Origin of the sequence: Spirosoma liriopis, from assembly GCF_023196085.1 — a bacterium.
In the GTDB taxonomy this organism is placed as follows: domain Bacteria; phylum Bacteroidota; class Bacteroidia; order Cytophagales; family Spirosomataceae; genus Spirosoma; species Spirosoma oryzicola.
In genome coordinates this window covers 959,176-971,782 of record NZ_JALPRF010000002.1, presented here as the reverse complement: position 1 = coordinate 971,782, position 12,607 = coordinate 959,176, and the positions used below count along the sequence as shown (strand labels likewise).

Here is a 12,607-nt window from a genome sequence, read left to right as displayed (position 1 = left end):
TATAATTTTTATATAATAAGAAATTTTAGAGTTTTAATTATTCAATCTTTATTTATCTATATAAAACAGTATACATTATTTAATAACCTTAAAAATCATTCTATCTAAGCAGCAAGTTCTATATTTCATACATACATAATCTACCATCTAGTCCGCGCATAAAAAAAGACTCATACAAACCCCATGGCTGGTATGAGTCTTTATGGTAAAACCTTACAGCTAATTACCGTCTGTTCTCTATTGTTTTGTGTACAATGGATCTAGAAATAGGTAACGACCTTTATTCTGCTCTGGCTCCTGCCGGGTGTTTACATCGATGTGCATCACCTGAGCCGAGTTGCCAGTACCAACGGCAGACCATGTTGGCAAACCGGGTCCGTTTGGATTACCCGTTTTTATAAAGTTTGCAAAGTAATTCTGCATCACCTCCGATACTTTGTAATCGTCCGGCGTCCAGGCATAGACCTTGTTGGTCGCCAGATTTCCCATAGCATACTCAATTTCCGCCGAATGAACAGCGCCACGAGCGGGCGGCATTTTTACGGCTGAAGCATCGTTTCCTTTTACAACTCCGCCCGCTAACCCTGGCGCAGCATTACCCATTTCGGGCGTCATGGCGGGCCGTGGCCGTGAGTACAGATAACGATATACGGGTTTGCCGCCCGTCTTAACCTGAACATCTGACCATTTCCAGGTGCTATATCCAATGAATCGATCACTTGCCAGATCCGTAGCCGCCTGCATAACCTCGTCTTCGGTTGTAGCAGGATACAGTTTCAACACCTCATCGGCACGTTCGCCAAATAGTTTTTGCACGGCTTTGGTGTAGTTTTCTGGCGTTGGTTTTTCCTGACCCAAAATAGCTCGACCGCTCATTTCTTCAGAATTCCAGCCAACCAGTAAAGGAACGTGCGCCTGCTGGCCAGCGGCAAACAGTTGAGCGGGAGGTTTAGGGAAGAAGTAGCCATCGACCGCTGCCGAGAAACGACCGAAAGGAACTTTAGCCGTCGCTTCAAGTAGCTGATCAGCAGGCATAGCCCGTAACTCAGCCAATGACTTGGCATTTACGCTGTTTGCAAATTCAACTCCTTGCTTTTCGGCTTCATCGAGTGAAACGGGTGGTAAAGTTCCCAGCAAAGAACCGCTCTCTCCAATGGCCCCAGCGATAAGCCCTTTCGACAAAGGAGACACCATTTGGGCACTAACTGAAACAGACCCCGCCGACTCACCGGCAATCGTTACCTTTTTAGGATCGCCACCAAAGGCTTCGATGTTTTGCTGCACCCAGCGCAACGCTGCACTCTGATCCAGGTAGCCATAATTACTCGACGCCTGATGCGGAGACTCCTTTGTTAGTTCTGGATGGGCAAAGAACCCAAACAAGCCTAGTCGGTAGTTGACCGTAAGCGCGACAATACCCTTTTTAGCCATGCTTTCGCCATCATAACGAGGCTCAGAGCCGTCGCCCGCCATAAATCCACCTCCGTAAAAGTAAACGAGGACTGGCAACCGCTCTTTCGACGACTTGGCGGGTGTCCAGACATTCAGGTACAGGCAATCTTCGCTCATGCCATCCGAGCGGAAGCCCATATCGCCAAACAAAGCACGCTGCATAGCCCGTGGACCAAATTTTTTGGTTTGACGAACACCCTGCCAGTTTTTGGTTGGCTGTGGTTCCTGCCAACGTAAGTTTCCAACGGGTGGCTGCGCGAAAGGGATGCCTTTGAACGAGCGGATACCGCTTTGCTCGACAACGCCTTCGACAACGCCATTAGCGGTTTTAATCTGGGGCGCGTCTTTAGATGACTGCGCAAATGCCCCCGCCGTCAGTTGCAGGGCAAGTAGTAAAATAAAAGGCTTTTTCATCGTTTAGGAGTAATGAGCGATCCGTCTCAACGAGGGTATTAAAGACGAGATAGCAACTTGTTAATGATTATTTTTATTATTGTAGCAAAGTGAGACAATAATAAACGCTTATATTGAAACCGCCAAATTTCTGTTCGTTGTAACCTGAATAAAAACGTATGCGTGAACACGTTATTCAAGAAGAAATTCAACCCGATGGAGCCGGTTTTCTACCAGGATTGGCTATTGACTGCGTCATTTTCGGCTTTCACGACAATCAGCTTAAAATTTTATTGCTAGCCTATCGGAACACGGATTTGTTTGCGCTGCCCGGTGGCTTTATTCGTGAAAAGGAAGACGTAAACGATGCCGCCAAGCGGACCTTAGCCCAACGAACAGGGCTTCACGACATCTACTTGGAGCAGTTTTATACGTTTGGAAATTTCGCTCGGTACGATCCGGTCCCGCTGCAAATGATCATGGCTGGTAAGGACCTGCCACCCGACGACGATCATTGGTTACTGCGCCGTTTTGTTACGGTAGGCTATTACGCTCTTGTTGATTTCACTAAGGCGGTCCCGAACCCCGATTTGCTGGCCGATGACTGCTCCTGGTACGATCTGAATTACCTACCTACTCTGATGCTTGATCATCAGACGATTGTGCAGAAAGCGCTGGAAACATTACGAGCTGACTTAGATCGCAAATTGATAGGCTTCAACCTACTTCCGGAAACGTTTACAATGAATGACCTACAAAGTCTCTACGAAACCATTTTGGGGGAGCCTTTACACCGATCCAGCTTTCAGCGCAGGATGCTGGGGCTGGACATTCTGGAACGGCTGGAAAAGCAGTATAGTGGAGGAGCCCATAAAGCCCCTTACCTATACCGATTCAAATCAGAAAGCGAAGGATAAAACAGCTGTAGCTGTCAGCGTTCTTAACACTATCGATCTGCCGCTACCTATTTGGGAAAATACAGTCGGAACGTGGTTCCGTGACCAACCTGACTTTCGACATCGATCGAGCCTTTATGGCTATTGATGATGTTTTGCGTAGCCGTCAGCCCGAGGCCCATTCCGCCTGACTTACCTGTAAAGAAAGGGTCGAACAGGCGTTTTCGATCGGCTTCGCTGATCCCACCGCCATTGTCTGTCACTTCTACACAAACGCGACTATCCTCCGAACAAAACGTACTGACCACCAACACGCCTTTACCTTCCTCCATGGCCTCCACGGCATTGATTAGGATATTAAGCAATGCGGTTTTTACCTGTTCTCTGTCGAGCAGTGCATTACAATCGTCATTCGAGAAATGAACTTCCAGCCGCATCCGCTTTAGCTTGATGCGGTCACTGATAAGTTGCAGCGTTGATTTTACGACACCGTTGAAATCCTGCCGACGCCGTTCGAGTTCACGTGGTTTCGACGAGTTAAGCATCTCAGTGATCAGCTGCCCAATACGGTCCACATTCCGGCCAATGATATCCGTAAACATGGTTACGTATTCATTCTCGGTTTCCAGCTCGTCTTTGAGTTGTTCCAGAGCCAGACTCAGGTTGGTTAACGGGTTACGCACTTCATGCGCGATACTGCGGGCGATTTTACCCGTCATAGTTAGCTTTTCGGCCAGAATCAAGTCCTGCTGCGCTTTTTTCTGATCGGTAATGTCCCGCACGATCCCTTGATACCATTCAGGCAGGCCAGCCCGGTCCTCAACGGCCCAGACCGAAATCAAGCAGATACGCTTACGACCATTCTTACTGATAAGCGTTGTTTCGAAATCCTTGATCTGACCGTATTCGCGAACGTTGAACCGTAACTCGCGAAGGAAGTTCAGGTCGGTAAATAGGCGGGCGGGATTTAGTTTTCGTAACTCATCGCGACTGTAGCCAAGCAAACGTTCTACAGAAGGGTTTGCATCCTGAAAGTGAAGCTGTTCGTCAGCCACGAAAATGGCATCGATTGATCGTTCAAAAAGCGAACGATATTTGTTTTCCTTCTCGGCAACTTCGGCCAAGACGCTGGCTTGCCGGAGCGCATAACGAATACTACGCCCGAGCAGTTGAGCATCAATGCGTCCTTTTACCAGGTAATCGGCGGCACCCAGTTCAAGAGCCGATTGATCGACGGTCAGATCGTCCTGACCCGTCAGCAAAATCATGGGAGCCTGACACCCTAACCGGAAGGCTTCCTGAATCAAATGGATTCCTGTATGATGCCCCAGCCGGTAATCGACCAAATAAACATCATGGTCGTTCTGCTCCAGCGCTTCCAAAGCCCTGTCGTAATTATCGACCCAGTCAAGTTTAATATTTGCGTTTTCCCGCGCCGACACAAGCGCCCGGGTCAACATGTAATCGTCCTCATCATCTTCGATCAGGAGAACGCGAATAATGTCTTTTTTAACAGAAACGTCGAGTGCAGAATCAGCAGTCATAGAATTCTCGGAGTGTAGTCCATACGATCAGTTGTCCACTAGCAGCAAATGCCTTACTTGCCGTAAATGTCAGTATGATCACTTAGGGCAGTTTGACAGTATCCATCCAATAGGTCTTCAGGGCGCCAATCATTTCAACCAGTCGATTAAAATTAAAGGGTTTCGTCACAAACGAATTAACGCCAAGATTATAGGTTTTGATCACGTCCTCGTCCGTAGATGATGTCGTCATAACGACCACAGGCAACCGACGGAGTTTAGGATCATCTTTTATTTCACTGAGTGCCTGAAACCCATTTTTGCGGGGCATGTTGAGATCCAAAATCAACAAATTCGGCCAGGGGACATTCTGGTTACTATAACGTCCTTCCTGCCTCAAATATTCCATCAATTGTTCACCGTCCTCAACAAACTCAATTGTCTGATTATAGCCATTCTGCCGCATCGCTTGCTCGAGGAACATGCGATCATCTGCATCGTCGTCGGCAATAAGAATAGTCATCACGGTAGGCTTTCGCTGCATGGATTCAATCGAGTTAAGCAGTTACGGAAAAGTACTTTCTGTCAATTCCTACAAAACGGTAGGTATCGTAAACTGAGCGAGCAGAAAAACGGTCAACTAGGTAAACTGTATTGTCGTGATTTTCCGCCTACTTACAATCGCTCAAAAGTAAAAAAAAACTATCATCTATAAGGTTTGTAGGAAACAAAATAATCGCGTTGAGCCCTTAATTGAGTATTCGTATCCGTTGTAAAAAGCACGCAAAAAAGTTGGGATGATAGCCGGGCTTTGTAAGCTATTCTTCGTCATGCCAAAATAACCTCGTCGATGATTGTCTGTCCTAATCCCGTACAGCGCTGTTTTCCTTTTTTGATCGAATTGTTCCCCATTTTGTGGAAGACAATCCGCAAAATAGCAGACCATACAAGCAGATAAGCGGCACTTCTCTCACGCGCGAGCAACCAATGAGCTGACTTACAATCTATTGCTGAATAATCGAACGTTTGTCTTCAGATTTTGGCACGAATTTTTACAATGAAGTGAGGCAACAGGACGTGTTCCTGCTTTGTAATCCAACATTCAAACACGATGAAAAGCTCACTGCGTATTTTAGCAACGGCTGCTGTTTTAACAATTGGTGCGTTCGTATCTACTTCCACAGCTACACTGGCCCAAGGCCGCGTCCGGGCCGGGATCAAAGGCGGTTTGAACGCTAGCTCCCTGTACTATGATAGCCAGGGTGTCCAAAACAAAAACGAACGTATTGGTTTCCACCTTGGTGTGTTTGCCCAAGCTCCTATCGGCGAGTTTTTTGCCATTCAACCAGAACTTCTTTACACGACAAAAGGCGCATCTGCTGACTACAATGTTGTTGGCTTTAACGGCAAAAACACATTCCGACTCAACTACGCAGAACTGCCCGTCTTGGCTACGTTCAAACTAGGTCAGGCTGTTGAGCTTCAGGCAGGACCGTATGTGTCTTATCTCCTGAATTCGAATGTCAACTCGAACGGTGATTTTGGAACGGGTACATCGGCCATCAATCGGGATAATTTCAACAAAGTCGACTATGGCCTCGCGGGTGGACTGAATGTTTACTTTGGGAAAGCATTTATCGGAGCTCGTTACGCACAAGGCTTACAAAACATTGCGAATAGCGGAGCGGCTCGTACGGTTTTAGGCAACGCTAAAAACGGTGTGGGTCTGTTATCGGTAGGATTTAGCTTCAACTAAAATAACAATTCCTGCTTGATTGGTCATAGGCTATCGGTAGCGTATAAAACCAGTCAAGCAGGAATTTGGTTATAGGAACTATAAATGGATATCGTACGCTTTTAGTTTATTATACAGCGTTTTACGATCAATATTAAGGACCTCTGCCGCTTTCGTTTTGTTATACCCTGTCTTTTCAAGGACTTTCAAGATAGCAGCACGCTCAGCATTTTCCGAAACAGATTTCAGATTAGCAGCTGATTGACTGATAACCGGAACACCAGGCCGGGCCGGGTCATAACTCACCTGAGCAGTTGGTACACTTTCGGGAGCCAGATACTGTGGCGATATAATCTCCTGAGGTAATACATCAACCTCGATGTAATCGCCCTGAGTTAGCAGTACGGATCGCTTAACTACGTTTTGTAATTCACGCAGGTTACCGTGCCAGAAATATTCTTTTAGTTTATCCTTGGCTTCGTCATTAAACCCGATGATATCCTTCTCGAGTTGCTGGTTTGCCAGTTCCAAGAAATGCTCCGCAAAAATCATAATGTCTGCCTTCCGTTCACGTAGTGGCGACAAATGAATTTCAAACTCAGCAATCCGGTGGTATATATCTTCCCGGAAACGTCCCTGCCGCACTGCGTCACGAAGGTCTTCGTTTGTAGCAACGATAATGCGAACGTCTACCGCAATATCCTGGTTTGAGCCAATTCGACGGATTTTACGCTCCTGCAATACGCGCAGTAATTTAATCTGGTTATCGTAGGAAAGGTTGCCGATTTCATCGAGAAACAACGTTCCCCCGTTAGCAAACTCAAAACTACCGGCTTTGTCGGCCATCGCGCCCGTAAAAGCACCTTTGACGTGACCAAACAGCTCACTCCCTGCCAGGTCTTTACTCAACGCACCACAGTCGATAGCAACAAACGGTTTATCAGCCCGCTTGCTTTTCAAGTGAATGGCACTCGCGACAAACTCTTTGCCCGTTCCGGTTTCACCGGTTATAATCACAGACATATCGGTCGGAGCGATCAGATCGATGTGCTTTTGAAGCTGTTCTGCTACCCTGCTTTTACCAAAAATAAACCGCTTGCCATTAGGCGCTACCAACGCCTTACTGTTGGATGTTTTAGAAGGAGTTGCTTTTGTTGGCGTAGTTCCAGAAGCAGCGGGAGTAACTGACGGCTCGACGGCAGCACTTAGAGACTGACTCCGCCGTTCGAGCGCGTTCTTTATTGTATGAAGAATTTCGTCCGGGTAAAGCGGCTTCGTAACATAGTCATACGCGCCGTGCTTAACCGTCTGAACAGCTATCCTTACGTCGGAATAGCCGGTTATAATAATAACGGCTGTAGAGGGGTTCAGCACCTTGATTCGGCGCAACATCTCTAAGCCGTCAATATCAGGTAATTTAAAATCACAAATAACCAGCTCGAAGGTCTCTTTTCTTAACAGCATGAGACCATCCTCACCCCGTTGGACCGACGCCGTTTTATACCCTTGCTTGCTCAAAAAACGTTCGAGAAGCAGGCATATATCATTGTTATCGTCAACGATTAAAATCTTTTCCATGAAGTAGTAGCAGCCGATTCAGGCAACCTATGCCAGATAAATAACGAACGAAAAGACGAGAAAGGTACTTATGGCTGCACAAACAAAGTTACTCAAACCTGAATGGTTTGCAAAGCCTGCTCGACCGAACGGCGGGTAAAGGGTTTACCAACAAAATAGTCAGCTCCTTGCTCGGTAGCTCGACGGCGCTCAGCCTGTCCATCAAAAGCACTTATCATAATAATCTTGGCTTCTGACTGATCTTGTTTGATATATGGTAATAGATCGAAACCTAACCCATCTGGCAGGTTTAGATCCAAAAAAATTGCGTCAAACTGCTGACTGTTCAAACATTGGCGACCATCTTCAATGAAATGGGCGCAAGTCGGTATGTATCCTAATTTTCTTAATAAACCCGACAATAATAAACAAATATCTGCCTCGTCATCAACAATTAGAACCCGCTTTGTAGAGGTAACTGGATTCATTATAGTCGGCCTAAAATTCGGTCTGGTGCTAACTCCCATCATCGCTTTACTCCAATTAATAAAAGGGATTGCTTTGGACATACTACATGAAATTTTATGCCGAAGACTAAACAACACCCTATAATCGCGTAGTTATACTTAGTAAAGTCCAGATAATGCGGTCATTAGGCTTATTAATCGGTACTAAAAACAGAATTAGTAGGATCTACGCTCAGTAAAACAGATCAACACAATGGGCTGTTTTTCCCCGTTATTTCTACAATTGTGGAATTTAATCCACACTGCGACAATGCTCGTTTATAGGTCCGTTAGCTTCTTTGTAATTTCTGGATGGATACTACAGTCTCATTTACAAGCGAGTAAGTTTGTTTTAACCCCATTCTGGTATTTTCCGTCTTTTTGGCACACATTTTTCTATTAGAAAAGACGAATGCGAGACAATCAATCTGATTTACTCAATTAACGTTATGGGAAGCTTGCTGTACACGATAGCCGTGGTGTTAATAATAATCTGGCTCTTAGGTTTTTTAGGCTTTAACAGCTTCGGCCTGGGCAGTTTAATACACGTCTTACTGGTTATCGCTGTCATTGCAGTAATCCTACGCCTAATCCAAGGAAGAGGGGTTTAAGGCACACTGAAGTTGGTTACCTTTTAGGCCAGATTGTTCTGGTTACAATATACATAGCATACCTAATGAGGTTGTATATTTAGGTGGTTTCATTTTAGGTTAAGTACAAGTTACGGTGGGTACGGAATCCCTGCACCAATTTGAGTGTAGGGATTTTTTGTTTTTTTACCTTTATGAGACTTGATAAACCTTCGTGGGTAAATGCTCATTGGGTGAGGAACTATTGGCCCCCTTTGTGGAAAAAATACCCCATTGCCGCTGCGCACAATAACTATCAATCCTATAGGTAATCCACTATTTGTCAACAACTTACCTACATAAAGTCGTTCTGGTATAGAATTTTCTACCCTAACGTCGAAATGCTTCACTCACTAAATCAAGTAATTATGAAATCGTTACCAGGAATTTTAGTGGGATTAGCCGTAGGTGCCATTGTCGGCGTATTGCTAGCCCCAGAAAGTGGTAAAAAGACCCGTAAACGGATAACTTCTGAATCGGATTCGTTTTTCAAGGACTTACAGGATCAGTTGCAATCTGGTTTAGACAATATTCGCGACCAGTACAACGACTATGTTGATAGTGCTTCTTCTAAGACGCAGGACGTAGTTAGCCAGGTAAAGCGTAAGGCAAAGCACTAAACTGTATTAACATTCACTAATCACCTAAAAAAGCAAGATAATGAGAAGCTCAAGAGATTTTTTAACAGGTATTATCACTGGTGTAGTTATTGGTCTTTTAACAGCTCCAAGAAGCGGTAAAGAAACCCGCGAGAAGCTGACTGAGGAAGCTAATAAGAGGACTGGTGACCTGAAAGATCAATTGCAGAAAGGCGTTTCACAGGTGAAAGAAGGCTTCGAACAAGCAAAATCGCAGGTGAACCAGTATGCTGACAAAGCAAAAGAGCAATATGGTCAGTATAAAGATCAGGCTCAGGATGCGTTTAGCCGGGAAAAAGAAGATTTAAAGTCACAATATAATAACAAGGTCGATCAGCTTGCTGATGACGCGCAAAGCGGTGTTGAACACTCGAAAGACGCGTTTAAGGCATAGTCAACTGACTTGTTAAATTTTTAAGAGAGTTGTGGTCATTGATCACAACTCTCTTTTTTTATGAGTAATCTGGTTTCAATAAAACACGTTCACTTTAAATGTAAAAATCTAATAATCAATATATTATGTAAATTCAATCAGGTATAACCTAGTACATCTACCCTGGTATTACCCATAGGCATTTAACAGCCTTTTAATTCGCGTTTAAGCGCCGTTTAATCGGCACTGATGACCTTTGTTGTTGAAAAATGTACGAACATTCTTTCAACATGATTCTCCGCTTAGTAACGACTTTTGTTTTTTCAATACGCTCTGTGCTGATCGTATGGCTGGCTCTCTTTCTATCGATGAGTTTTTCCGAAGCGCAAACGCAAGTTGCCTCTTCTGTATCCCCGGATACAATCAGATTAACGTTGGCGCAAGCCGATGAACAGTTTAAAGCGCATAATCTGACAGTCCTGGCTACTCAGCTGGGTATCAATGAAAACAAGGCATACGAGATTCAGTCGCAACTGCGAGTCAATCCGGCGGTTTACGTCGAAACGATGCCGTATAACCAGCAGACGAAGGAAGTATTGCCTTTTCGGCAAAGCAGTGCTCAGCAGGTCGTACAGGTCCAACAACTAATCCGGCTGGCTGGGAAGCGAAACAAGCAGCTTGCCATTGCCAGAACCAATACCGAACTGGCTTCCGACCGCTTTTACGACCTCTTGCGTACGCTGACGTACCAGCTTCATACGACCTTTTACGATCTATACTACACTCGGCAGACGCTGAATGTATATAACGAAGAGATTGCTACGCTTCAACAGACCGTGTCGCTCTACCAGCAGCAGTATAGCAAAGGAAACGTACCGCTGAAAGATTTGACCCGCCTGAAAGCTTACCTATTTAGCTTGACAACCGAGCGGCAACAGTTGCTTAGCAAGCTAATCGATGATCAGGCTGATCTGACAGTCCTATTGAATACAAACCCATCGGTTACAATTCAGCCAATAATAGGGTCTGGCCTTATTAACCAGTTTTCTGTGAATACCCTGAACTTGAGTCGTTTATTTCAACTAGCGGACCAGCATCGTTTTGATCTGAAAGGCTACCGCGATCTGGCGAAGCAGGAAGAGCAGAACCTGTCCTTACAGCGAGCAATGGCCGTTCCCGATCTTACGCTTCAGGGCACGTACGACCGTAATGGCAGCTATATACCAAACTATTTTGGAGTTGGGGTAGGTATCAATCTACCGGTGCTCAACAAAAACCAGGGTAATATCCAGGCGGCAAAGGTACGTATCCAGAGCAGCCAGCAGACCGTAAACGCGTATACCCTGCAAGTCGATAGCGACGTCGAACGGGCATATGCCAAAGCACAACAGACGGAGCAGCTCTACCGTACGTTCGATCAACAGTTTAACGACGATTTTGGGCGCTTGATCGACGGAGTGACGACAAACTACAAAAAGCAAAATATTGACGTTGTTGAGTTCCTCGACTTTTTTGATTCCTACAAAAGCAGCCAGGTTCAATTCGCTCAGCTCCAGAATAACCGTATGCAAAGTCTCGAAGAAATAAGCTTTGCCGTAGGTACTAACCCCTTTCAAAACTAATCCATGAAAAAACATTCATTTATATCACCCTGCTCCCGGCCTCTTCAGCTCACTGACCGGCTGGGTTTAAGTACCGACAGACCAATAGCAGCGGCTTTTGGCTTTCTGGTTCGTTCGTCGGCCAGTGCCAGACTACGGCAGCGAGCTGTAGCGGCTGTAGCGGGTATTTTACTGATGAGTGGGCTAAGCAGTTGCGGCTCGTCGGCTAAATCAGACGACGTGACGGCAACGGAACGTCACGAAACAAACCTGTTGGCGACGGCCCAGTATGATACAGCCCGGTTGGAAAACGCAGTCAATGAATTAAACCTGACGGGCAAGATTACGTTCAATCAGGACCAGGTCATTAAAGTGTTTCCCCTTGTCGGCGGCCATATCGAAACGATCAAGGCGGACCTGGGTGATTTTGTAAAAAAAGGACAAACGATGGCCATTATACGGTCGGGTGATTTGGCCGATCTGGAACAGCAGGGTATCGCGGCTCGTGGCCAGCTATCTGTTGCACAGAAGAATTTGCAGGTGACCGAAGACATGGCCAACGCAGGCTTGAGTTCGCAGCGGGAGTTGGTAGCTAGTAAAGAGCAACTTCTGGCTGCCAAAGGCGAATTGAAGCGGGTCAACGAACGGCGGCAGATTTTGGGTGGCACAGGTTCGGTTTACATCGTGAAAGCCCCCATGAGCGGATTTGTAGTCGAAAAAACGGCGTCGCCCGGTATGGAACTCCGCTCTGACGATCCCGAAAATTTGTTTACCATCTCAAACCTTGATCGGGTGTGGGTCATGGCAAACGTGTACGAATCCGATCTGGCAAACGTACACGAAGGCGATCCAGCCACGATCACCACCCTCTCCTACCCTGATAAGGTATTTCATGGTCGCATCGACAAAATTTTTAACGTGCTTGACCCGGATAGCAAAACGCTGAAAGTGCGTGTCACCCTTAACAACGCAGACTATCGTTTAAAACCTGAAATGTTTGCCAATGTGAGTGTTACGTATGCTGGCCGAGACAAACGTGTCACGATTCCGGCAGGGTCCGTCGTTTTCGACAAGAACCGTAACTTTGTTGTTGCTGTCAATAAAGACAACCAGCCTATCGTGCGCGAGGTCAATATTTACAAAACGGTGGGTCAAAAAACGTTTCTATCCGGCGGCCTAACCCCCGGCGACCGCGTTGTTACCGCCAATCAACTGCTGATCTACAACGCACTAGGGAACTAGCCGAATTGAGTATCATACAGCTTGGAACGGCTCTGCGCGGCAGGGTCGTTCCAAGCTGTTCG

General features: G+C 46.0%; 12 protein-coding genes. 7 read left to right on the top strand and 5 right to left on the bottom strand.

Annotated elements, in window-relative coordinates; translation table 11 throughout:
- Window positions 1-237: 237 nt before the first annotated feature.
- Entirely contained in the window at window positions 238-1,866 is a 1,629-nt protein-coding gene (locus M0L20_RS12945) for a carboxylesterase/lipase family protein (RefSeq protein WP_248477354.1), read from the bottom strand.
- A 158-nt stretch (window positions 1,867-2,024) separates the two neighbouring features.
- Here M0L20_RS12945 and M0L20_RS12940 point away from each other — a divergent pair, with 158 nt between their 5' ends.
- On the top strand, window positions 2,025-2,762 hold the full coding sequence (locus M0L20_RS12940; RefSeq protein WP_232561390.1) for an NUDIX hydrolase: 738 nt from the start codon (window positions 2,025-2,027) through the stop codon (window positions 2,760-2,762).
- Between the two features lie 47 nt (window positions 2,763-2,809).
- Here M0L20_RS12940 and M0L20_RS12935 read toward each other — a convergent pair whose 3' ends face one another.
- A complete protein-coding gene (locus tag M0L20_RS12935; RefSeq protein ID WP_232561389.1) occupies window positions 2,810-4,285 on the bottom strand; it encodes a hybrid sensor histidine kinase/response regulator in 1,476 nt (491 codons plus the stop codon).
- Between the two features lie 82 nt (window positions 4,286-4,367).
- A complete protein-coding gene (locus M0L20_RS12930) occupies window positions 4,368-4,808 on the bottom strand; it encodes a response regulator (RefSeq protein ID WP_232561388.1) in 441 nt (146 codons plus the stop codon).
- Window positions 4,809-5,375: 567 nt separating this feature from the next.
- On the opposite strand from M0L20_RS12930, the gene M0L20_RS12925 reads away from it, so the two are divergent.
- Window positions 5,376-6,020: a porin family protein gene (locus tag M0L20_RS12925; protein WP_232561387.1), complete on the top strand. Its 645-nt coding sequence runs from the start codon at window positions 5,376-5,378 to the stop codon at window positions 6,018-6,020.
- Between the two features lie 78 nt (window positions 6,021-6,098).
- On the opposite strand, the gene M0L20_RS12920 is transcribed toward M0L20_RS12925, so the two are convergent.
- Complete coding sequence (locus tag M0L20_RS12920) at window positions 6,099-7,577, bottom strand: sigma-54-dependent transcriptional regulator (RefSeq protein ID WP_248477353.1); 1,479 nt, start codon at window positions 7,575-7,577, stop codon at window positions 6,099-6,101.
- A gap of 92 nt (window positions 7,578-7,669) precedes the next feature.
- Entirely contained in the window at window positions 7,670-8,125 is a 456-nt protein-coding gene (locus M0L20_RS12915; protein WP_232561385.1) for a response regulator, read from the bottom strand.
- A 386-nt stretch (window positions 8,126-8,511) separates the two neighbouring features.
- Here M0L20_RS12915 and M0L20_RS12910 point away from each other — a divergent pair, with 386 nt between their 5' ends.
- From M0L20_RS12910 to M0L20_RS12890, 5 genes are all read left to right on the top strand, one after another.
- Window positions 8,512-8,673, top strand: a complete 162-nt coding sequence (locus tag M0L20_RS12910) for a lmo0937 family membrane protein (protein WP_232561384.1) — start codon at window positions 8,512-8,514, stop codon at window positions 8,671-8,673.
- A 386-nt stretch (window positions 8,674-9,059) separates the two neighbouring features.
- Entirely contained in the window at window positions 9,060-9,311 is a 252-nt protein-coding gene (locus M0L20_RS12905; protein ID WP_232561383.1) for a YtxH domain-containing protein, read from the top strand.
- A gap of 40 nt (window positions 9,312-9,351) precedes the next feature.
- On the top strand, window positions 9,352-9,723 hold the full coding sequence (locus tag M0L20_RS12900) for a YtxH domain-containing protein (RefSeq protein WP_232561382.1): 372 nt from the start codon (window positions 9,352-9,354) through the stop codon (window positions 9,721-9,723).
- Window positions 9,724-9,992: 269 nt separating this feature from the next.
- Window positions 9,993-11,324: a TolC family protein gene (locus tag M0L20_RS12895; protein WP_248477352.1), complete on the top strand. Its 1,332-nt coding sequence runs from the start codon at window positions 9,993-9,995 to the stop codon at window positions 11,322-11,324.
- A gap of 3 nt (window positions 11,325-11,327) precedes the next feature.
- Entirely contained in the window at window positions 11,328-12,545 is a 1,218-nt protein-coding gene (locus M0L20_RS12890) for an efflux RND transporter periplasmic adaptor subunit (protein ID WP_248477350.1), read from the top strand.
- Window positions 12,546-12,607 lie beyond the last annotated feature (62 nt).

Bases quoted from the DNA above. Each gene is read 5' to 3' on its own strand.
- M0L20_RS12895 (WP_248477352.1), top strand. From the start codon at position 9,993: ATGATTCTCCGCTTAGTAACGACTTTTGTTTTTTCAATACGCTCTGTG.
- M0L20_RS12935 (WP_232561389.1), bottom strand. From the start codon at position 4,285: ATGACTGCTGATTCTGCACTCGACGTTTCTGTTAAAAAAGACATTATT.
- M0L20_RS12925 (WP_232561387.1), top strand. From the start codon at position 5,376: ATGAAAAGCTCACTGCGTATTTTAGCAACGGCTGCTGTTTTAACAATT.
- M0L20_RS12900 (WP_232561382.1), top strand. From the start codon at position 9,352: ATGAGAAGCTCAAGAGATTTTTTAACAGGTATTATCACTGGTGTAGTT.
- M0L20_RS12930 (WP_232561388.1), bottom strand. From the start codon at position 4,808: ATGCAGCGAAAGCCTACCGTGATGACTATTCTTATTGCCGACGACGAT.
- M0L20_RS12905 (WP_232561383.1), top strand. From the start codon at position 9,060: ATGAAATCGTTACCAGGAATTTTAGTGGGATTAGCCGTAGGTGCCATT.
- M0L20_RS12945 (WP_248477354.1), bottom strand. From the start codon at position 1,866: ATGAAAAAGCCTTTTATTTTACTACTTGCCCTGCAACTGACGGCGGGG.
- M0L20_RS12890 (WP_248477350.1), top strand. From the start codon at position 11,328: ATGAAAAAACATTCATTTATATCACCCTGCTCCCGGCCTCTTCAGCTC.
- M0L20_RS12940 (WP_232561390.1), top strand. From the start codon at position 2,025: ATGCGTGAACACGTTATTCAAGAAGAAATTCAACCCGATGGAGCCGGT.
- M0L20_RS12920 (WP_248477353.1), bottom strand. From the start codon at position 7,577: ATGGAAAAGATTTTAATCGTTGACGATAACAATGATATATGCCTGCTT.
- M0L20_RS12910 (WP_232561384.1), top strand. From the start codon at position 8,512: ATGGGAAGCTTGCTGTACACGATAGCCGTGGTGTTAATAATAATCTGG.
- M0L20_RS12915 (WP_232561385.1), bottom strand. From the start codon at position 8,125: ATGTCCAAAGCAATCCCTTTTATTAATTGGAGTAAAGCGATGATGGGA.